The sequence below is a fragment of the Bacteroides intestinalis DSM 17393 genome (assembly GCF_000172175.1).
GTDB lineage: Bacteria > Bacteroidota > Bacteroidia > Bacteroidales > Bacteroidaceae > Bacteroides > Bacteroides intestinalis.
Window position 1 is genome coordinate 1 of the sequence record NZ_ABJL02000003.1, and the last position, 20,273, is coordinate 20,273.

At 32.6% G+C, this 20,273-nt stretch carries 23 protein-coding genes; 20 read left to right on the plus strand and 3 right to left on the minus strand.

The window, feature by feature from the left end:
- Positions 1–881 precede the first annotated feature (881 nt).
- Positions 882–1,892, minus strand: a complete 1,011-nt coding sequence (locus tag BACINT_RS01755; RefSeq protein WP_005780952.1) for an ArdC family protein — start codon at positions 1,890–1,892, stop codon at positions 882–884.
- A gap of 392 nt (positions 1,893–2,284) precedes the next feature.
- Positions 2,285–2,878, minus strand: coding sequence for a recombinase family protein (locus BACINT_RS01760; protein ID WP_007559111.1), 594 nt, complete (start codon positions 2,876–2,878; stop codon positions 2,285–2,287).
- 145 nt (positions 2,879–3,023) lie between these two features.
- On the opposite strand from BACINT_RS01760, the gene BACINT_RS01765 reads away from it, so the two are divergent.
- The 18 genes from BACINT_RS01765 to BACINT_RS01860 all read left to right on the plus strand — a co-directional run bounded on the left by BACINT_RS01765 (position 3,024) and on the right by BACINT_RS01860 (position 17,237).
- Positions 3,024–3,365: a hypothetical protein gene (locus tag BACINT_RS01765; RefSeq protein WP_007559113.1), complete on the plus strand. Its 342-nt coding sequence runs from the start codon at positions 3,024–3,026 to the stop codon at positions 3,363–3,365.
- Between the two features lie 19 nt (positions 3,366–3,384).
- Positions 3,385–3,699, plus strand: a complete 315-nt coding sequence (locus BACINT_RS01770) for a DUF4134 domain-containing protein (protein ID WP_004295370.1) — start codon at positions 3,385–3,387, stop codon at positions 3,697–3,699.
- Between the two features lies 1 nt (position 3,700).
- Complete coding sequence (locus BACINT_RS01775; protein ID WP_004295371.1) at positions 3,701–4,000, plus strand: hypothetical protein; 300 nt, start codon at positions 3,701–3,703, stop codon at positions 3,998–4,000.
- A 5-nt stretch (positions 4,001–4,005) separates the two neighbouring features.
- On the plus strand, positions 4,006–6,846 hold the full coding sequence (locus tag BACINT_RS01780; RefSeq protein WP_007660146.1) for a TraG/VirB4 family ATPase: 2,841 nt from the start codon (positions 4,006–4,008) through the stop codon (positions 6,844–6,846).
- Positions 6,847–6,856: 10 nt separating this feature from the next.
- The gene (locus tag BACINT_RS01785; protein ID WP_004295374.1) at positions 6,857–7,531 is read left to right on the plus strand and encodes a hypothetical protein; all 675 of its coding nucleotides are present in this window, start codon (positions 6,857–6,859) and stop codon (positions 7,529–7,531) included.
- A gap of 1 nt (position 7,532) precedes the next feature.
- On the plus strand, positions 7,533–8,189 hold the full coding sequence (locus BACINT_RS01790; protein WP_007559119.1) for a hypothetical protein: 657 nt from the start codon (positions 7,533–7,535) through the stop codon (positions 8,187–8,189).
- Positions 8,182–9,204, plus strand: a complete 1,023-nt coding sequence (locus tag BACINT_RS01795; RefSeq protein ID WP_007559121.1) for a plasmid transfer protein — start codon at positions 8,182–8,184, stop codon at positions 9,202–9,204. Before BACINT_RS01790 ends, BACINT_RS01795 begins: the two co-directional genes overlap by 8 nt.
- A 32-nt stretch (positions 9,205–9,236) precedes the next feature.
- Entirely contained in the window at positions 9,237–9,851 is a 615-nt protein-coding gene (gene traK / locus BACINT_RS01800; protein WP_005647312.1) for a conjugative transposon protein TraK, read from the plus strand.
- Positions 9,851–10,282, plus strand: a complete 432-nt coding sequence (locus BACINT_RS01805; protein WP_007559125.1) for a hypothetical protein — start codon at positions 9,851–9,853, stop codon at positions 10,280–10,282. Before traK ends, BACINT_RS01805 begins: the two co-directional genes overlap by 1 nt.
- Before the next feature lie 3 nt (positions 10,283–10,285).
- Positions 10,286–11,395, plus strand: a complete 1,110-nt coding sequence (gene traM, locus BACINT_RS01810) for a conjugative transposon protein TraM (RefSeq protein ID WP_007559128.1) — start codon at positions 10,286–10,288, stop codon at positions 11,393–11,395.
- Between the two features lies 1 nt (position 11,396).
- Positions 11,397–12,236, plus strand: coding sequence for a conjugative transposon protein TraN (gene traN / locus BACINT_RS01815; RefSeq protein WP_004295380.1), 840 nt, complete (start codon positions 11,397–11,399; stop codon positions 12,234–12,236).
- A 12-nt stretch (positions 12,237–12,248) separates the two neighbouring features.
- Positions 12,249–12,752: a hypothetical protein gene (locus tag BACINT_RS01820; protein ID WP_007559132.1), complete on the plus strand. Its 504-nt coding sequence runs from the start codon at positions 12,249–12,251 to the stop codon at positions 12,750–12,752.
- Positions 12,753–12,754: 2 nt separating this feature from the next.
- The gene (locus tag BACINT_RS01825) at positions 12,755–13,414 is read left to right on the plus strand and encodes a hypothetical protein (protein ID WP_007559134.1); all 660 of its coding nucleotides are present in this window, start codon (positions 12,755–12,757) and stop codon (positions 13,412–13,414) included.
- Positions 13,415–13,416: 2 nt separating this feature from the next.
- The gene (locus BACINT_RS01830) at positions 13,417–14,058 is read left to right on the plus strand and encodes an OmpA family protein (protein ID WP_007559135.1); all 642 of its coding nucleotides are present in this window, start codon (positions 13,417–13,419) and stop codon (positions 14,056–14,058) included.
- Positions 14,059–15,176: 1,118 nt separating this feature from the next.
- On the plus strand, positions 15,177–15,626 hold the full coding sequence (locus BACINT_RS01845; RefSeq protein ID WP_004295329.1) for a DUF3791 domain-containing protein: 450 nt from the start codon (positions 15,177–15,179) through the stop codon (positions 15,624–15,626).
- On the plus strand, positions 15,623–16,102 hold the full coding sequence (locus BACINT_RS01850) for a DUF3990 domain-containing protein (RefSeq protein ID WP_005647329.1): 480 nt from the start codon (positions 15,623–15,625) through the stop codon (positions 16,100–16,102). The genes BACINT_RS01845 and BACINT_RS01850 overlap by 4 nt, the downstream gene beginning before the upstream one ends.
- 21 nt (positions 16,103–16,123) lie before the next feature.
- Positions 16,124–16,384 carry a hypothetical protein gene (locus BACINT_RS01855; RefSeq protein WP_005647331.1) on the plus strand — a complete coding sequence of 87 codons (261 nt, stop codon included), beginning with the start codon at positions 16,124–16,126 and terminating at the stop codon, positions 16,382–16,384.
- Positions 16,371–17,237: a zeta toxin family protein gene (locus BACINT_RS01860; protein WP_007559145.1), complete on the plus strand. Its 867-nt coding sequence runs from the start codon at positions 16,371–16,373 to the stop codon at positions 17,235–17,237. The genes BACINT_RS01855 and BACINT_RS01860 overlap by 14 nt, the downstream gene beginning before the upstream one ends.
- A 46-nt stretch (positions 17,238–17,283) precedes the next feature.
- Here the strand turns inward: BACINT_RS01860 and BACINT_RS01865 are convergent, their stop codons facing one another.
- On the minus strand, positions 17,284–17,949 hold the full coding sequence (locus BACINT_RS01865) for a M23 family metallopeptidase (RefSeq protein WP_007559149.1): 666 nt from the start codon (positions 17,947–17,949) through the stop codon (positions 17,284–17,286).
- A 40-nt stretch (positions 17,950–17,989) separates the two neighbouring features.
- On the opposite strand from BACINT_RS01865, the gene BACINT_RS01870 reads away from it, so the two are divergent.
- Both BACINT_RS01870 and BACINT_RS01875 read left to right on the plus strand, forming a co-directional pair.
- A complete protein-coding gene (locus BACINT_RS01870; RefSeq protein WP_029425721.1) occupies positions 17,990–18,709 on the plus strand; it encodes a DUF4099 domain-containing protein in 720 nt (239 codons plus the stop codon).
- A gap of 1 nt (position 18,710) precedes the next feature.
- The gene (locus BACINT_RS01875; protein WP_007559152.1) at positions 18,711–20,270 is read left to right on the plus strand and encodes a DUF3945 domain-containing protein; all 1,560 of its coding nucleotides are present in this window, start codon (positions 18,711–18,713) and stop codon (positions 20,268–20,270) included.
- The last annotated feature ends 3 nt before the right edge of the window (positions 20,271–20,273 follow it).

The window sequence follows — 20,273 nt, forward strand, 5'->3', positions numbered from 1 at the left end:
TATAGACTGCCGAGGTTTTATTTTTCCCTAAAGTTTTTGGTATCATAATAATGTTCTCTTATCGTCCATGCCGGGCAGAACCCGGAAAAGTACGGTATCAAATACCTTCCCGGTTTCTCTCCAGTGCAGGCAGAAAAGGTATCAATTAGATGCAATCCTTTTACCGATGGGCGGTAGTTCCTGAATGGTGTCAGTATCGTTTCTTTTATGATGCAGCCGTTTTCCTGTATTCAAGTATAGAGAGAAACGACACAAGGAACTTTAGGGAAAAGAAGATTTTTCGTGTGGCTCTTTCTGGAACTCTGGAAGTGAAGCGTGTTAATCACATATTATATATTGTTTGTTTATATATTATATATTCACATATTATTTATATATATAATATTGTATTTTGTTCCTGTTCTTTTTCCCTAATGTTTTATGGTATCAATTTTTTGCGTCCGGCTTCCGGCTGCTTTTTGTATTTGGTATCAAAAGGTCGTTCTGCAGGGTGTGCCAGGAATGATAATTCGGTATCATTTCATCATGCCATGTTTACCCATCAGTGCCGGAACTCCGAAAAGTACGGTATCAATTTCTTTCCCTATAGTTCTTATTGGGTTAGACAACAAGACGCATTAAAATGTATTCTCAAAGTGAGAATGTATTTTAATTTGCGTCATGTTTCCGCTTCTGCAATGCTTACTAAAGTGGAGTTACCTAAAAGGTAGTGGAACTTTACTAAGGATTGCAGAAGGGATAAAGAAACATACCTTAGAAGGGTGGGTGGGTTTACCGATAGCAAAACTATTGGAGCGTAACAAAGTGAAGCGATTAAGCCTTTTTGGTTCTTTTTTGGCGTTTGAAAAAAGAACTCCCCCCAATGAGGGGGGAAGGAACCTTTAAGCAACCTTTGTATTTTTCTCTTCTTCAACTTCTTCCACATCTAGCCTTATATTTAGATGCTGGGCTATGAATTTACTACCTTTAATAGCATCTGCCAATACAGTAAATAAAAATTTAGGTTCTTCTTTTATTGCTTTGCACCATGATTTTAAATAAGCCGCATTTTCTTCTCTGACGGTTACAGAAATACCCAAATATACACCAGACAAAGCCGATATTAATTCTGCTACAAGTTCTTCACGCCCATAATTGAATTTATCATTTTCATAAAATCCTTTTCGATTTAGTCTATTTTTAACACCTGTACTATGTCCCATTTCATGTAATTCTGTACCATAAAAACTTTCTCCGTCCTTAAATTGGCTCTTTAAAGGTAAAGTAATGCTATCATTTGATATTGAATAAAACGCACTATCACTAGAAACCGTTTGAATAGGACATACCCAATTTTGATTCTTATTCATTTCATCAAGTATTGGATTTACATACATTTCTTTCTCTTCTTGTGGCTGTTCCTCTCCTGAAAATTTAGCCTTTAATATATCCCATCTATTGGGATATTTTTCCGCAAAGTTTGTTTGGTCTAAATTAAAAACTTGGAAATATTTTGTATAAGCTGCTAAACGGTATTCTTTTTGTTCTTCTTCTGATAATTTGTTATATTCATCATATGAAATTTTTTCATTTGTCTGACGATGATAAGCACAAAATAATGTATAATAAACAGGAAAAGCAACAGCACCTTTTAGAACATTAATACCTTCGTTTCGTGCTTGATTGAATGTCAAAAAAACAGGAGTTTGATAATTATATTTTTCACACAAAAAATAAAGTAAAAAAGCGTTTCCACCACTATAAGTACGACCTGTTAAATTTTGTGGTAAAAAGTTCTGTTTAGAGTTGACTTTAGAGAACCAAGGTTTTTGCCAATTCATAGACAAGCTTTCAATTTTTTCAACCATAAGGTTTACAAACTTCTCTGCATTTTTATCAAAAGTAGATTTCATAATTTTGTTTGCTGTTCTTTATACTGGCAGCCAAACCAGCTTTAAAAGTTTATTTATCTCTTTATTTTCAATACTCAAAGATAGTAATTTTCTATAAATGTCGCAAATAATAAGACAATTATTTTTGTTAAAAATAGTTTATAATCGGCTGATTTTTAACGTATTATCTTTTCCCTAAAGTTTTATATATTTTGGGTGAGAGATAAGGTTTTATAAACGGAATATTCCCTTTAGGGAACATGAAGTCTATAAAACCGAATATCCAATGCCTTGCTTTTGTAGGTGCTTCATAGAAGCGGTGAAAAAAGCAAAGCATTGGATATACCTTAGAAGGGTGGGTGGGAAAATGCGTTAGGGATTGCAGCGGAAAGCCCGACCTGAAAGGTAACGCCCTATTTATTTCTTCTATTCATCAATCTTACTTTTTCATAACGTAAATACCTATACAAAGTAGCCTTACTTCCAATGTGTAAAATTCTACATATTTCATCTATAGAATAATCCCGATTTTCATATAAACGCTTTGCTGCTATAGCTTTTCTCTTTGCATCTTCCGATAACCCTATAGGTCGTCCCGTAAGTTTCCCTCGTTCTTTTGCAGCTTGTAATCCAGCCCTAGTTCGTTCTACTATTATTTCACGTTCATATTCAGCCAATGAAGCAAAAATTCCAAATTGACATCTTCCTAAAGCACTATTAGTATCAATACCATCAACTATGCTTTTGAATGCAATTTTTCTTTTCTGCAAACAATCAACTATATAAACTAAATCTTTCAAAGAACGTCCTAATCTATCTAGCTTCCAGATAACAAAAGTATCACCTTCTCGCAAATATGCAAGGGCTTTATCTAATTCGGGTCTATCCTTTACTCCTGATACTTTTTCCTCAAATATAAGTTTGCATCCGGCTTCTTTTAAAGCATCTAGCTGCAAATCTAAATTCTGTTCCCTCGTTGAAACACGAGCGTAGCCTATTATCTCCATTTTATTTAAATCCAAGTTTCATAAATTCAACTATTCGCGAAACTATTTTAAACTAGGGCTTTCCCCCCTGTTATTACCTCTAGTACTATTATAAATCAAAAGTACAGAAAAAGGGTCGATTAATGAAACTTTTAAATTTAAGAATATGAGTTATTCACAATTTATCATGGCTGTATTTGCCATTTATGTAGTTTACTACGCTGCAAACATCCTGTATGATGCTTTCCTAAAGCAAAGCAAAACCAATACAGGTGAAGAAGAAGAAATTATTTCAATAGGAGAGGAAGAAGAAATACCTCACAAAGTTGTAGATGAAGATTTTGAAACAGGCTCATACGAAAAAGAAGATGAAAAAAAAGAATCTGAACAGAATTATGTATCTGTAAATGAATCTATTGAAATGGAAGTTGAAACACAAGGTATTCCAATGGAACAACTTCTTGCTAAAGGGAAAAGCATGTTTTCACACGTAAATTTTAACAAATAAACAACTAATTTTTATTCAAATGAAAAAGTTTTTTTCAAAAATTGCTCAAAGAGCATTCGCTTTAGCCATTAGCATAATGGTAGTAACTAACACTTTTGCACAAGGTGCTGCGGGAATTGATGCAGCTAGTTCTGAACTTGCAACCTACATGGACCCCCTAGGAAACATGATGATGATACTAGGAGGTCTAGTAGGATTAGTTGGAGCAGTGCGAGTTTATTTAAAATGGAACTCTGGTGACCAAGATGTACAAAAGGCTGTTATGGGCTGGATGGGGTCATGTATCTTTCTGGTTGTATCAGGTGTTGTCGTAAAAGCATTCTTCGGAATCTAATATGTCGAAAGAGTATCCAAGTTACAATGTATATAAGGGGCTACAAAAGCCCCTTATTTTCAAAGGATTTAAAGGCAAGTTCATATATATCGGTGGAGCTTGTATTATTAGTGCTTTACTTTTATGTGCTATTGTTTCTACTCTGGCTTCTTTTATGTGGGGAGGTATAACTCTTGTAATAGTTATGTTTGGAGGGTTAGGAATAACATCGCAATTACAAAGAAAAGGGCTTCACAGGAAAGATAAACGAAAAGGCATATATATAGTATCACGCACTTTTATAAGAGATAGAAAAAAATAAAGCTTATGAAAAAGAAAAGTGAATTTGAAGCTCCTTATATTGGTATTGAAACAATAGACAATACTCCTATATTCTATAACCGAAGGGGCGACTATTCTGTTATCATTAAATGTGAAAATCCTATAATACAGTATTCAGCAGATATGGATGCTTACTATGATTTTCACCACTTATTTACTAATATCCTCAAAGTATTAGGAACTGGATATACAATACAAAAACAGGATATTCTATGTAAAAAATCATTTTTACCACCCCAGAATAGGAAGAACGACTATTTATCAAATCGTTATTTTGAACATTTTAAAGGACGAATATATACTGATATTTCTACTTATCTTGTTATTACAGGAGAAGTAGAAAGGTCTAAATTCTTTTCTTTTGACCCTCGAAGGTTTGATACTTTTATTAGAAACATCACAAAAGTATTAGGACTATTCGCTAACAGAGGAATAAGAGCTAAACTATTAAATGAAAATGAAATAGAAATATATATAAAAAGATTTCTATCTATCAATTTCAATCAGCAAACAGTAAGCCTAAAAAATATCAAAGCAAGAGAAGAAAATCTTATAATTGGAGAAAAAAACGTACAGTGCATTTCTCTTGTAGATATTGACGAAGTTAATTTTCCTTCTGTTATAAAACCATATAAAGAGGTCAATATTGGGCTAAGGTTTCCTGTTGACTTACTCTCTTTTTTGCATGATACACCAGGTATAGACACAATTATCTATAATCAAGTAATAAATATTCCAGACCAACGAAACGAAGCAAACAAATTAGAAGGCAAAAAGAAAAAACATAAAGGAATGCCTGACCCTGCAAATGATTTATGTGTAGAAGACATAGAACGAGTGCAGTCGGATATTGCCAGAGAAGGGCAAATGCTTGTATATGCACATTATAATATAATTCTTGCTGGTCTTGATGATATTAGTAAGGCTATCAACTATGTTGAAACATCTCTTTTTGATTGTGGCATTATTATTAATAAACAATGCTTCAACCAATTAGAATTATTCGAATGTGCACTGCCAGGAAACGCAATCAACCTAAACAGTTATGACAAATTTCTAACAACTTCCGATGCTGCAATTTGTCTTTTGTTCAAGGAAAAATTACAAGTAACAGAAAACAGCCCTTTTCTTACTTATTTTACAGACAGACAAGGATTGCCTGTTGGAATAGATATGTCCGGGAAAGAAGGTGAGAAAAAATATACAAATAACTCCAACTTCTTTGTTTTAGGTCCAAGTGGTTCTGGTAAGTCTTTCTATGTCAACTCCAAAGTAAGACAATGGGTTTTAGATAACACTGATATTGTATTGGTAGATACAGGGCATAGTTATTCAGGAATGTGCGAATACTATCATGGCAAATACATTACTTATTCTGAAAGCAAGCCTATATCTATGAATCCTTTCCGAATTACTGAAGAAGAGTATAATGTAGAAAAGAAAAACTTTCTTAAATCATTAATTTTCCTGATATGGAAAGGTGCAAATGGTGAGGTCAAAAAGCAAGAAGAAGAAATTATGGATATTACCATAGAAAAATACTATTCTTTCTACTTTCATCCCTTTAATGGTTATTCAGATGCGGAAAAAGAAGCCATACGTGAAAATTTACTACTCGAATTTCAAGTCAATGAAGAAGAATTTGAAAACGAAAGGGAAAAAGAAGAACGCAAGATACTTTCCGAAAAAATAGAGAAATTACAGCAACTAGTAGAAAAAGGAGAAGGCGGAGAAAAAACCAACGCAGAAAAAGCGATACAAAACATTCTCATCGAAAAAGGCTTTACACGCCAAGAGCTTGATAATCCTGAAACTAGATTACTTTCTATAATAGAAAGACGAATCCAGAAGAAGGAAGATATATTGAAAGAAATAAAAGTTGAAAGCTTATCTTTTAACTCTTTCTACGAATTTTCCCTACGCATTATACCTATCATTTGCAAAGAGAACAAAATTGATTTTGATATTACTAACTATAAGTTTCTATTAAAAAAATTCTACAAAGGAGGACAGTTAGAAAAAACTCTTAATGAGGATTTTGACACTTCCCTTTTTGAAGAACCCTTTATAGTTTTTGAAATTGATGCAATTAAAGATGACCCTGAATTATTTCCAATAGTAACCTTAATTATTATGGACGTTTTTATTCAAAAAATGAGATTAAAAAAGAACAGAAAGGCATTAATAATTGAAGAAGCATGGAAAGCCATAGCTAGCCCTATGATGGCTGGCTATATACTCTATTTGTATAAAACAGTTCGTAAATTTTGGGGTATGGCAATGGTTGTTACTCAAGAACTGGAGGACATAATTAGTAATCCTGTAGTCAAAAACTCTATAATCAGCAACTCCGATATTATATGCCTATTAGACCAAAGTAAATTTATAGACAAATATCAAGAAATAGCAAATCTTTTATCCCTAACGGAAGTAAATCAAAAGCAAATATTTACCATAAATCAACTTCCCAATAAAGAAAACCGTAATCGGTTTAATGAAGTATTTATAAAAAGAGGAAATTATGGAAATGTATTTGGAGTAGAGGTTTCTCTACACGAATATTTCACATTTACTACAGAACGAATTGAAAAAGATGCTGTTGGATATTATCATATCATTTATGGTAGTTTCCAAACAGGATTGGATAATTTTATAATAGACCTAAAATCTTCCAAATTAAAAAATATGGATTGGGTTTTACAAGTCAATAAGGTACTAGGGTATCACTCCGATGATGGAAGCCTAAAAGATATACTTAACATCATAGGGGAACAACCATTATATAAGTATATCCTAGATAAATACAAATGGATTACAAACCGTTAAAGATAATATCATGAAGAAAATCCTATTTATTTTAGTGGTAGCATCTACTTTAACCCAAGTTGCATATTCGCAAAAGGCAGTCTTGGATATAACCTGTATGGAAACACTTATAGCTAATCATAAGGTGCAACATACTTCTTTCTCTAAAGTGAAAGAGAATGAAGCTCAAATAAGCCTTATACAAAAACAAATCAGTGAAAAAATGGTTCAGATTGAATTTTTCCAAAGCAAATTTTATAATAGCCTAAAATCTGTAGAAGCCATCATAAAAACAGGAAAAGATATTATCTACTGCACTGATATTGCAGCAGATATTGGTAAATATCAAAAACAAATGGTTGAACTTGCTGTAGGTGACCCGGCTTTATTATTGGTGTCAGCAAAAACAGAGCTAGAATTAGTAAATCGCACTGCGGATTTGACACAATACATTTATCAGGTCGCTATTGTCGGGACAGATGTAAACCTTATGGATAATAAGCAAAGAATAGACTTGCTTAAGTATGTTATTAATGAACTAAGAAACATGAGAGGTATAGCATACGCTGTATGCCGACAGATGAAAACAGCAAAAAGAAATGGAGTATTACAAACATTAGCTCCGGGGGTATTTAAATACAAAGATAATCGTTCAAAATTAGTTGATGATTTATTACAGAATTATAAAGTAAAACCTAAAAGATAATATGAAAAGAGTGCTTTTATTTTTTTCCCTAATGTTGATTATTGGTACTTCTAATACCTATTCCCAAATGCCTGTAAAGGATAAAGGGAAATGGAGCGTGCTTAATAATATGGAATTTATGGATAGAGTACGACTACAACCAGAATGGTATCATTACTGGATATGGTATAAAAAGGTTTTGGGTATTAAAATTCCTTTGCCGGGCTTAGGGTTACACGACAAATACGGGAAGGAAGATAGACGTAATTTCCAGTTACAAGAAATTCCCATGATGGCAGCCGTAGAGTACAATAAATCAGAAACAGAAAAAGAAGGGTATAATGTTGATACCATATATAGACAGGAACTCTTCAAATTTGGAGATAAAGAAATTGATTATCAATATACTTTAACTAAAAATCGTAGAAATGATATTCTTAATGATATAAATAAAAAACTTGTCGAATATTCTTCTAATGGCGGTAATAAAGAACATGTTGAAGTTATAACTGATGAAGTTACTAGAATAAAAAAGAACATAGATATAATCCATGATTCACATATGAGTAACTCTAAAAAAAGGGAAGCCTATTTAGATTTTGATAAAGAACTAATAGAGGTTCTTTCATTAATAACAAGATTGAATAATATAAATAAAACAATAATGAGCCATGAATGAGTTAATAGATAAATTCTTATTTGAATTATTTGATGGACTAAGAGATAAAACAACTGTTCTATTCGGAGAATTTATTGCGGATGCACAAGCATTGGCAGCAATCTTTATGTTGTTATATTTTGGAGTAGAAAGCTTCAAAATGATGAGTGGAGATAAAAAATTAGAGATTATCCCGTTATTGCGTCCATTCGCACTGGGATTGGTTCTTATGTTCTGGATTCCCTTTATTAATCTAATCAGTTATCCCGGAGAGTTATTAACAGCACGAAGCAAGGCTATGTTTACGAATCAGATAGAAGAAGTAGAATTACTTTCTCGTAATAGATATGCACTCATTGATAGCGTAGCAGTAGAGTTATTACATACTTCATTAGAAGTTGAAAGAGCCGAAAATGAAGTTAAGGATAAGAAATGGTATGATTTTAGTATAGACTTCTCAGCTATTGGAGACAAGATAGCTGGATTATATGTATATGTAGTCGCTAAGGTTAAAATGATAATGTTTAATATCATTGAATTTATTGTCGTTACTTTTTGGCAAGTATGTACCTATTTTGTCTTTTTCCTACAAATCATATTCACAGGAATATTAGTTATTCTTGGTCCACTAGCTTTTGCATTCTCTGTTTTACCTGCATTTCGGGATGCTTATATACAATGGATAGCTCGTTTTGTCAGTGTTAGTTTATATTCATGTATTGCATATATAGTATTATCAATTTCTTTAGTAGTAATGCAATATGGGATAGAAAGAGAAATTGAAATTTTAGAATATGCGCTTAGAAATGAAGCTGCATTTGTCATGTATGTCGGAATGACCTCTGGAGGTGTCAATAGCTTCCTTCTTACAGCATTACTTGGAGCATTTGCCATGCTTACAATACCTTTTGTTTCTACATGGATTGTAAGTACAACTGGAGTAGGGCAAGCAGTAGGAGGCATGGTTGGAGGAGCAGCCATCGCAACCAAAGCTGTAGCAGCTCCGGCTACAGGTGGAGCCAGTGCAGCTATGTAAAAAGATTCATTAAATTTTAAATTCACATAATCATGATTATTAAAAACTTAGAAAATAAAATCAAATTAGCCGGAATTTTATCCATTGGCTGTTTTGCAACTAGTATAGTTATTTCAGGTATGGTACTAGCCTTTTGTTTCTCTTTAGTAAAAGCTGAAAGAAAAAAAATATATGTTTTGGATAATGATGTCCCTGTACTAGTAAAACAAACTGGTACAGAAGTCAACTTGGAAGTCGAATGTAAGAGCCACATAAATCTATTCCACACTTTATTTTTCACATTACCACCAGACGATGAATTTATAAAATACAACATGGAAAAAGCCATGTATCTAATTGATGATAGCGGATTAAAACAATATAATAATTTAAAAGAAAAAGGATATTTCAACACCATATTAGCGAGTTCTGCAACAGTAACAATTATGACAGATAGTATCAAGGTGGACATGAACAACCTATCTTTTGAGTACTATGGCATCCAACGTATAGAGCGAGAAACCTCTATTCTAAAAAGGCAACTTGTAACTACAGGGAAATTAAGACAAATTCCACGTACTGAAAATAATCCTCATGGACTTATTATCACAGATTGGAAAACGATACTAAACAAAGACCTAGATTATAAAGTAAAAAAGAATTTCTAATGAAACTGTTTAAACATAAAAAGAATGATAGAAAAGAAAGTATCAAGACTAAAGCCGAGCAAGCTACAGTTGTTCTTCTTACTAAAATATTTCAAAAGTTCGGAGTTAATAACGCTTGTGAACGCTTATTGGCGTGGGCTGATATACACCGTAAAGCTATGTTTGGAATTACGATTTCATTCCTTTCTTTCGTCACAATTCTATCATTAGTAATGCGTCCAGAAAGAAAGCCAATGCAAGTTTTCAACGAAGAAAAAAGCAAAGTACAAATTAACATTGATAGTACCCTACAAAAAAAACAAGTAGGAGTTCACGACTTGTTAGAAGTGATTAAAATGCAAAATGAAATTAATGAGCTAAGAAAAAATGGGAAATTAACTCCAGAAGACACTATACGAATAAAAAATTTATACAATAAATTAAATAAATAGCGTATGAAACAGATTGATATTAAAAAGCCTAAGTACATCATTCCGATACTCATCCTACCTTTTATTCTAGGGATAGGATGGCTAGTTAAGGATATGATAAACTCTGCCCCAGCAGAAGAAACTACATTAGTAGAAACGGAAGAATTAAATCTTGATATTCCTGATGCTAATTTAGAAAAAAGAGAGATAAAAAGTAAATTTGAATCACTCAAAGGAGCTTTCAATAAATCTTCTGATTATTCATCAATACAAACCATAGATAAAGAAGAAGAAGTTAGCGAAATTGAAAGTTCTGGTTCTCTTTACTCCAATGATGAAATAAGGCAAATTGACAGTTTAAATCAAGCTTCTAGAATCCGAGAAAAGGAATTGGAACAACAAATAAAAGGATTTCCTACTATAGATGAATCAAGTCAAACAGAAACTAGGAAAGCTCCTGAAAAATCCAAGATGCAAGAAGAAATGGAGCTTTTTAAAATGCAAATGGCTTATATAGATTCATTACAAAATCCACGTCCTAGAACACCTCAAAAAAAACAAGATGAAAAGCCAAAAGAAAAGGCTATAGAAGTTGTAAAAGCGAAAAATCCCGCAGAAGTATATTTTAATACTGTAGGGAAAGAACAAAAAACTTCACTAATCACAGCTATATTAGATGAAACTTTAAAAGTAACAGATGGTAGCCGAGTACGCATACGGCTTCTAGATGATATAATGATTAATGACGCTCTTTTAACTAAAGGCACTTACCTATATGGGAATGTATCTGGCTTTAAAGCTCAAAGAGTACACATTAATATTTCCTCTATAATGGTTGATGGCAGACAAATGAAAGTAGATTTATCTGTATATGATAATGACGGACAAGAAGGTTTCTTTGTTCCTTCATCAGCTTTTAGAGATTTGAGTAAAGATGTTGGAGCGCAAATAGGAAGCCAAACTATACAAATGAACAGCCAATCAGAAGGAGTAGAACAATTCGCTTTAGGTGCTTTACAAGATGCTTACCGTAGTACAACCCAAGCTCTTTCCAAAAACATCAAAAAAAACAAAGCCAAATTAAAATATAACACACAAGTTTTTTTAGTAAACAACAAAGATAAAGAACAATAATATGAGAAAGATTTTTATTGCATTATGCACAATGGTTTCTGTTATTACAGGAAATGCACAGAACACCCCTATTGGAGAAAACATCGAGCTTGCAGGTGAAAACCCAGAAGAACTAAAGGTTATATACGTCAACAAAGATGTTTCAACGCATTTTATAGCTATGGAAGATATAAAATATGTTGATATATCAGTCAATGATATTGTTGGCGATATTCCTACTGGTAACTCTCTTAGAATAAAGCCCACAAAAGAAGGAGCTAGTGGAGTTATCACCATTGTTACAGAAAGATTTTTCGTACAATATATGCTAGTATATAGTAGCGATTTAGCAAAAGCATACACTCGCTTTAATATCCCTTATGCTGATTTACGTAGCTATATGAATCCAGAAGTGAACTTAACCAAAGCACAAATGTATGATTACGCACATAGAATGTTTATTTCAAAAAATAAATTCTATGATGTTTCCAGTAAAAGTAACCTAATGAAAATTGTACTAAACAATATCTACACATTAGATAAGTATTTCTTTATTGATATTTCTATGATTAATAAAACAAAAATACGATATGATATAGACCAAATACGCTTCAAAATAGAAGATAAAAAACAAACAAAGGCTACTAATTTTCAATCTATAGAAATACTTCCATTGATGCAAGTTAATAAGAATCTTGTTTTCAAGAAGAACTATCGAAATATTTTTGTCTTTGAAAAATTTACTTTCCCAGACGAAAAAGTTCTTACCATAGAAATATCTGAAAAACAGATTTCAGGACGTACTATAACATTAAGAATTGATTATGCAGACATTCTTCATGCAGATGCTTTTACTGAATAAAATTTTACGATTATGAAAAGAATAGCATTTCTTGTTATCACCTTATTTTTTTCCCTAAAGTCAATGGCTGGTGATGGTGATAAGTTTTTTAATATTTCAGGAGGTTGGCAATGGAAAAATACCGTCAATGCAGTTGTAGGGCTGGAGTTTGAAGGTAAATATCACAATGCTTATGAACTATATATTGATTTAGCTACAGCATATGATAAATGCCCGGTATGTAATAAGGTATGCTCTGATAGTTTCTGGAGCTATAAAACATTCGGCATAGGTGCAGCATATAAACCTACAATCTCACGAGGCAAAAACAGTAATTTAAGATGGCGGTTTGGAGCAGATTTAGGAGCTAACAGAAAAGGGTTTCAGGCTTCCATTGATATAGGTTTAGAATATAGCTATTCATTTAGAAATGGAATGCAAGTCTTTGTAATGCAAAAAAATGATTTTGTCTTTTGGACACGTGACCATTTCCGAAATGGATTATTAGTAGGTGTCAAATTTCCAATAAATAATTAAGTATGAAAAAAATATATATAATTCTATTATCCATTATAGGGGTAATATCATCATGTACAAAACACGAAGATATTATAGACACATCATTACAGCCGGGTAGTATCTTATGTAGTGATGGAAGTATAGTGCATCCCTCACTTTTTTCACCCAATGAAAAAGAAGCCATTGGAGTTGTATTTTGGTGTAATGATGGGAATAATCCTGATATAAAAGAAACCGCTTATGCCGTTTCATTAGAAGATTTAGAAGAAAATCCTTTAATAGATACAGACGAGGATATAGCTAATGTTTCGGAAGATGAAAACAGCTTTGATGGAGCAGCTAATACTGCCGCAATAATGAACTTTGCTATAAAAGATAGTTTAGCTTATCCAGCAGCTCAAAAAGCTATAGAATACGCACCAAAAGGTGTTACAGGTTGGTTTATTGGCTCTATCGCACAAAACAAAGCAATCTCTAATAATCTTGAAAAGGTATATTCTTCTTTCTCAATCATTGGAGGAACGCACTTTGATGGTTGGTACTGGAGTTCTACAGAAGATGGAGCAGGAAAAGATACTCCTAAAGTGTTTGCACTAATTTCTTCATTAACAAAAGGAAGAGCAACCAGTACAAGCAAAAGAAATTCATTTAAAATCAGACCTATTATAGCAATAAGATAATCATGAAAAAGAAAATAATTATACTAGCAGCCTTCGTTGTTACATTTTTTACCGCATGTACTTCAACGCATATGATAACTTTCAGTAACGCTGAACTAAGCGACAAAGAAAAAGACATGATAGAAAATAATAGTAACTATTCAACCGCTTCAATAGTTGGTGGAAGTGCAAAATTAGTTAAAGAGGAAAGAGATAAAGCTATCCAAGAAAAGATAGAAGCTAGAAGAAATAAACTAAAAGCTATTGATGGCTTATCAATCTCCAGCTATAAAGATAAAAATGGAAAAGAACAGTTTAAAGCAACAGCTCAAAGTGAAATCCTATTCAAATTTGATTCATATGAATTAAATGAAGAAGCTCAAAAAATGCTTTCTGACTTATGTAATATCATTAGTGAAATACCCAATACTAAGATTAAAATAATTGGGCATACTGACAATATAGGAGAAAAACAATACAATATCATACTTTCTAAAAATAGAGCAGCAGCAGTAGGAAATTACCTTAGAACCGCTGGTATAGAAACAAACAACATAACAGAAGATGGAAAAGGATATAGCGAACCCATTGCAGACAATACAAGTGAAGCTGGACGTGCTAAAAATAGGAGAGTAGAAATATTTATCACAAATGATGAATATTAAAAAGAGAGATTTCTATTAACAAAGACCGGGAGGTAAAACTCTCGGTCTTTGTTTTATAGTCTGGAAAGAAATTGATACCGTACTTTTCGGAGTTCCGGCACTGATGGGCAAACATGGCATGATGAAATGATACCGAATTATCATTCCTGGCACACCCTGCAGAACGACCTTTTGATACCAAATACAAAAAGCTGCCGGAAGCCGGACACAAAAAATTGATACCATAAAACATTAGGGAAAAAGAACAAAGAGAAAACACTATATATAAATAATATATGAATATATAATATATGAACCTATAAACATATAATATATGATTAATATACTCCACTTCCAGAAAGAGCAACACGAAGAATCTTCTTTTCCCTAAAGTTCTTTGTGTCGTTTCTCTCTATATCTGAATACAGAAAAACGGCTGCATCATAAAAGAAACGATACCGACACCATTCAGGAACTATCGCCCATCAGCAAAAGGATTGCATCTAATTGATACCTTTTCTGCCTGCACTGGAGAGAAACCGGGAAGGTATTTGATACCGTACTTTTCCGGGTTCTGCCCGGCATGGACGATAAGAGAACATTATTATGATACCAAAAACTTTAGGGAAAAATAAAACTTCGGCAGTCTATAAACCTAAAACCATTTTTAACAAAAATAATTGTCCTATTATTTGCGACATTTATAGAAAATTACTATCTTTGAGTATTGAAAATAAAGAGATAAATAAACTTTTAAAGCTGGTTTGGCTGCCAGTATAAAGAACAGCAAACAAAATCATGAATATCTTAAGATTTCTTTTAAGTAGCTTTTTATGGGCTATGGGTGGAATTTTTGTATTAGCAATCTATGCGTATAGTGAACTAGTCTATTTGATTTTTATTTGCATTGCAATAGTAGGATTAACCATCTACTACAGAAAATCCATAATAAAAATGTACGCAGAAATCTTTAATGAGTTAGGAATCAATAAGTATGTTATACAAATTAAAAATCTAAAGAAATACAAAGAACCTATTTACAAACTAATCAATACAATAGGTCTATGATGATTGTTTTTTCTCTATCTTTGCTAAAGACATCAGCAAGATAGCTATATAAAATTAGAAAATAAATAGTTATGGAAACTAATCAAACATATCAAAATGAACTTGGTTCGGCTATGCTCCCATTTGTTATGAGAGAATTGGTTGATACAGTCATGAAAAGAAAAACGCTACCTTTAGAAGATGCGTTATACTATATATATTCTTCCAATTTGTACAAGGCATTATTGGACGAGAACACAAAACTATGGTATTCAAGTACATTATCACTTTATGAAGCATTAGAAAAAGAGAAAACAGAACAGAAGAAAGTACAAAAGGACAATCCAAAGATATTGCTTTTTCAAATGTTTTGTGCTGAAAATTACAGGGAAACTAAAAATATAAGTGCTAAAGAAACTCTTTTGCTGTTTTCCAATCATGGCGTTTTTGAATTTCTATATGAAAATTTTGAAATGCTGCACACACAAGATACAGAGTATATATTAGATACTATAATAACTTATATCAATAAAAAGGCATGAAACTATATCACGGCTCAACAGTTACCGTCAAATCCCCTAATATACAGAAAGGGCGTAAAGCTACTGACTTTGGAAAAGGATTCTATACGACAACTAATTTTGAACAGGCTAAGAAGTGGGCAATACTCAAAAGAAATCGGGAACATGGTAAAAAAGCGGTCGTTTCAGTTTATGAAGTCCCCGATAATATTCTTGATAGAGAGTTTTCAGTCCTTCGATTTGATGGGGCTACAAAAGAGTGGCTGGAGTTTGTAGTTAATAACCGCAGAGGAAAAGGAAAAAACAGCTATGATTTAATAATGGGACCCGTTGCCAATGACCAGTTATATGCAACAATCCGGCTTTATGAACAAGGTGTTGTTACGGCTGATGCAGCGATTGAAATGCTAAAGACCCATAAGCTTTTTAACCAACTTTCATTTCATACAGTGAAAGTTATTCCATTATTAAAATTCACAGAATCTATTGAAGTATAAATCATAAAACTATAATGAACCATGAATAAAGAAATGAGCTTGGATGTTGCGCTCGACATTATCGGGACACTCCGCATGATGAAGATAGATGAAATATCAGAAGAGAAGGATGAAAACAGAAAAAAAATACTGCAAAAAGAACTTTCTGTTCTCAACACAGAAGAAAAAATAGCAAATGGATTGTTGCAGTTTGAAGTTTCTGAAAATGTGCGCTTATCAGTCATGGATAAGATACAAAACTATTACGCACCTAAATTGAAAGCATATTATGCAACGCTATGAAGTAGAAGCCATCTTTGAACAAAAAAAAGATGGCTTATTTGAGGACATCAATATATCATCACAAAAGCCTATTGCTATAATCTTAGGTGGACAACCAGCTTGCGGAAAAAGCACTCTTATAAATGTTGCAAAGAAAGACCATCCTAACTTAGATTTTCTCACTGTTAATGGTGACCTTTACAGACAGTTTCACCCCAATAAGGAACTAATAAAAGACCCTATTAAATACCCCATTGAAACCCAGATTTTTTCTAGCGTTTTTACAGAAAGACTAATAGAAGAAGCCATTAAACGGAAATGCAATATTATTATAGAAGGAACTATGAGAAATCCAGATGTACCTTTAAAGACAGCACAAAAATTTAAAGATGCAGGATTTAGAGTTGAAGCATATATTATTGCAGCCCCCAAGGAGTTTACCCAACTAGGACTTTACAACAGGTATCAAGAAGAAGTACTAAGTAAAGGACAAGGACGATTAGCCGATATTGATTCACATAACAAAGCCGTAAATGGACTAATGAAATCTGCAAATCAATTATACAGTGATAAGGCTGTAGATAAGATTTCTATCCACACCTACTTAGCGAAAGAAAGAATTAAAGATTTCAATCTAGTAAATGGTGAATGGAGTTGCAAAAGTATGCCATCTATTTTTATAGATGAAAGTCGTTCAAAACAGATGAAGAATAAAGAAATACTTAACACTAACATTCAAAGAGGAAAAGAGCTTATTGAATCCGTAACGAATCCTGAAGTAAAAAAAGGAATGAAAGAAGCTCTGTCACAACTTCAATCTTCACTAGAAAAAGTTCAAAGACAAGAAAAAGGATTAAAAAAAGGTTTCTTCTGATTCTTCCAAAAAGAGAGGACTGGCTTTTCCAATCCTCTTTTTCTATTTATTTGCGTCTTAACTCATTATCTATTTGCTGTGAAATTTGTCCTTTAACGGTTCTGATTACCTCATTAATATAATCAAGAATTGGCTTAGGGTCTATAGTTTTATCTTTGTATTCCATTTGAAAATGTAAGTGTTCTCCTGTGCTGCGCCCGGTACTTCCACTAATGCCTATTGGTTGCCCAGCTTCAACAGCTTGTTTCGCATTTACAAGCACACTGTATAAATGCCCATAGATAGAAGTAAAATCACCATGACGCACTTCTACATAATTGCCCAACCCTTTATTTTTTCCTGTTTTTACAACCATTCCCGGCATTATCGAATAAACATAGTCGTTGTTGCCTTTAAGGTCTATCCCTCTATGATTTGCTATTTTTCCAGTAAATGGGTCTTTTCTTTTACCATAATGGGAAGTTATCACCATTGAATCAATGGGCAAAGATAAATACCTTCTTTGCTTCCAGTATGCAAGTCGTTCTGTAGTCAAAGCATCATTGACGACAACAGCCTTTTCTTTTTCTTCTATCAATTTATTTTCTGTCGTTGCTAATACAGGTTCCGCTTTAGGAATATCCTTTTTCTGTAATACCGTATTAAACTGACAGTAGCCATTCACTGAAAAAAACAATGAATAAGTAAAAAACATGATAAATTTATTCTTCATATTGATATTTTTATTACTTTTGAGCAAAAATATACATTACATGGATAAAAAGCAAGCTATTTTTAATGAAAATGATATTCCATATAAAGAATTAGAACTAATAGGAATATCAAAAAAACAGATATGGTCTTTGGATAAGGCAAATATCACAGCTCTATTATCTGGAAAGAGAACCAGTTTACTAGACCTTTCTTTTCACGATAATAATGGAGAAGAAATAAGTATGAAAGGAAAAATAAGTTTGTACTGGAAAGATAGCAACAATGCTGGCGTTAAAGTTCATCCAGTCAGACCAGAAATAATGAATGATATAAACCTTAAACCAAAGGAGTTAGAACGACTTCAAGATAACGAGATAATAACAAAAACTATTAACAATGAAAAATATCTCGTACAATTAGACCCTGAAACAAACGAATTGCTTAAAACAAAAATCAAAAGTATTTCAATACCTTCAAACATAAAAGGTGTTGAGCTGGATAAGCAACAAAAGGAAACTCTAAAATCAGGTAAGGAATTAATTTTGAATGTTGACAAAGAAAAAATTGCCATAAGATTAGATTTAAATAATCCAAGAGGAATAAAATTCCTAGACTTCGAGCAGAAACAGAAAATAGCTTATGACCGGCATAACCCACAAATTATAGGAACTATTCATACTGATAAAAACAGAAATGAATATATAGAATACATGAAAGGACAAAAAACAACACTTGGAAATGAATCGCAATCTAAAGTAGAACATAAATTCAAATTATAAAATGGAAGAAAAGAAAAAATTTGAAGCTTTGCAATATAGTTATGAAAATGCCGGACAATTCCGAGCAATAGCAGCAATTCTTGGATATTCAGAAGAATATCGGAATGGTGATATTACCTTTTCCAAAGGTAATGAAACATATACTTATCCACTGAATACACTTAAACTTGGCAATTTAGGAGATAATAGAGAATCTTTATTAGAGCAATCTAAAGAAAGAATAATCAGTTTCTTTGATAAAGAACAAGCTAGCAATAATTTCCAAGAATATAGCCAATATTTACGAGAAAACCACAATGTTGCAATTATAAAATGGGATGATATAAAACAAGGTACTAACAAGAATGAAGGATATAAAGACGGATTTACAGTCATTGACCTTGAAAATAAAATTGCATATAAAGGAGAAGACCTTTATCGATATGCTTATGAACAAAACCAAACCCTAGATGGTAAAGGTTCATATGTTGATATAGACTGGAACAAGTTTAATGAAGTAGGAGTTAAACCGGAAAATTTAAGCCCCGAAGATATTGCAAACATCAAAAATGGGAAAAAAACAGGTATGCTAAATTTTTCCATTGAAGATACTCCCGGTAATAGAACACTTCTAGACAATGAAAAAGTGTCTTATAAAACAGAAAATGGAAAACTCCATTTTGAGGGGAAAGCAACAACTCTTAAATATATAACAGCCGAGAATACACCTGAAAATAAATCTAAATTAAAAACCAACGAAATTGATTTCAAAGAAGAAGGTAAACGCATCAAAATTGATGGTATCAATGCTAGAAAACTAGCAATCGCAGCTATTACAGTAGTTTACCCAATCGCTGGGATTGCTATCTTGCTCATTCCTAAACGACAAGAAATAAAAAATGATTTATCCTTTACTAAGGATGAAATAAAAGCCCTAAAAGCTGATAATGTCGTAGTAAAGACTAATTCAAAAGGAGAAAGAACATTGCACCAACGTGACAAAGATACTAATGAGATAGTATCAATAAAAGCAAAAGACATTCATATTCCCCAAAAACTTGGAGGAATAGAGCTTACTCCTATGCAGCAAGAAAATCTCAAAAATGGAAAAGAAATTACCATTGTAAACGAGGAACTAAACAAAGCTGCAAAAGTAAAACTAGATTTGAATGCCAGAAATGGATTATCAATCAAAGATGCAAATACTATAGAAATTAAAGCGACTGAAAAGAAAGAACAAACAATAGGGAAAGAAAGATATATATCTGATAAAGAAAGATTAGAGTTTGTAGCCCAAAAAGGAGCTAAAGGGATTGATGAAATTTTTAAAGATAAACCCACCGAAATGGCTGCCTTTTTAGAGAAACATAAACTTTCTAAAGATTATGCTTCTTACAAGGAAGTAGAAAAAACATATTCCAGCTCTAGGGAAGCTACTAAACAAACTGTCGGAGAACAAATATCTACCCAAATGGATAAAATAGATAGTTCTATTAAAGCAACAGCGAAGCAAGAAGCATCTATTCTCGGATATGGTAGAACCTACGGAAAAAATAATGATACTCCAACGATGAAACTATAATAT

Excerpts from the sequence above, each read along its gene's own strand:
- BACINT_RS01755 (WP_005780952.1), bottom strand. The coding sequence starts at position 1,892 with ATGAAATCTACTTTTGATAAAAATGCAGAGAAGTTTGTAAACCTTATG.
- BACINT_RS01760 (WP_007559111.1), bottom strand. The coding sequence starts at position 2,878 with ATGGAGATAATAGGCTACGCTCGTGTTTCAACGAGGGAACAGAATTTA.
- BACINT_RS01765 (WP_007559113.1), top strand. The coding sequence starts at position 3,024 with ATGAGTTATTCACAATTTATCATGGCTGTATTTGCCATTTATGTAGTT.
- BACINT_RS01770 (WP_004295370.1), top strand. The coding sequence starts at position 3,385 with ATGAAAAAGTTTTTTTCAAAAATTGCTCAAAGAGCATTCGCTTTAGCC.
- BACINT_RS01775 (WP_004295371.1), top strand. The coding sequence starts at position 3,701 with ATGTCGAAAGAGTATCCAAGTTACAATGTATATAAGGGGCTACAAAAG.
- BACINT_RS01780 (WP_007660146.1), top strand. The coding sequence starts at position 4,006 with ATGAAAAAGAAAAGTGAATTTGAAGCTCCTTATATTGGTATTGAAACA.
- BACINT_RS01785 (WP_004295374.1), top strand. The coding sequence starts at position 6,857 with ATGAAGAAAATCCTATTTATTTTAGTGGTAGCATCTACTTTAACCCAA.
- BACINT_RS01790 (WP_007559119.1), top strand. The coding sequence starts at position 7,533 with ATGAAAAGAGTGCTTTTATTTTTTTCCCTAATGTTGATTATTGGTACT.
- BACINT_RS01795 (WP_007559121.1), top strand. The coding sequence starts at position 8,182 with ATGAATGAGTTAATAGATAAATTCTTATTTGAATTATTTGATGGACTA.
- traK (WP_005647312.1), top strand. The coding sequence starts at position 9,237 with ATGATTATTAAAAACTTAGAAAATAAAATCAAATTAGCCGGAATTTTA.
- BACINT_RS01805 (WP_007559125.1), top strand. The coding sequence starts at position 9,851 with ATGAAACTGTTTAAACATAAAAAGAATGATAGAAAAGAAAGTATCAAG.
- traM (WP_007559128.1), top strand. The coding sequence starts at position 10,286 with ATGAAACAGATTGATATTAAAAAGCCTAAGTACATCATTCCGATACTC.
- traN (WP_004295380.1), top strand. The coding sequence starts at position 11,397 with ATGAGAAAGATTTTTATTGCATTATGCACAATGGTTTCTGTTATTACA.
- BACINT_RS01820 (WP_007559132.1), top strand. The coding sequence starts at position 12,249 with ATGAAAAGAATAGCATTTCTTGTTATCACCTTATTTTTTTCCCTAAAG.
- BACINT_RS01825 (WP_007559134.1), top strand. The coding sequence starts at position 12,755 with ATGAAAAAAATATATATAATTCTATTATCCATTATAGGGGTAATATCA.
- BACINT_RS01830 (WP_007559135.1), top strand. The coding sequence starts at position 13,417 with ATGAAAAAGAAAATAATTATACTAGCAGCCTTCGTTGTTACATTTTTT.
- BACINT_RS01845 (WP_004295329.1), top strand. The coding sequence starts at position 15,177 with ATGGAAACTAATCAAACATATCAAAATGAACTTGGTTCGGCTATGCTC.
- BACINT_RS01850 (WP_005647329.1), top strand. The coding sequence starts at position 15,623 with ATGAAACTATATCACGGCTCAACAGTTACCGTCAAATCCCCTAATATA.
- BACINT_RS01855 (WP_005647331.1), top strand. The coding sequence starts at position 16,124 with ATGAATAAAGAAATGAGCTTGGATGTTGCGCTCGACATTATCGGGACA.
- BACINT_RS01860 (WP_007559145.1), top strand. The coding sequence starts at position 16,371 with ATGCAACGCTATGAAGTAGAAGCCATCTTTGAACAAAAAAAAGATGGC.
- BACINT_RS01865 (WP_007559149.1), bottom strand. The coding sequence starts at position 17,949 with ATGAAGAATAAATTTATCATGTTTTTTACTTATTCATTGTTTTTTTCA.
- BACINT_RS01870 (WP_029425721.1), top strand. The coding sequence starts at position 17,990 with ATGGATAAAAAGCAAGCTATTTTTAATGAAAATGATATTCCATATAAA.
- BACINT_RS01875 (WP_007559152.1), top strand. The coding sequence starts at position 18,711 with ATGGAAGAAAAGAAAAAATTTGAAGCTTTGCAATATAGTTATGAAAAT.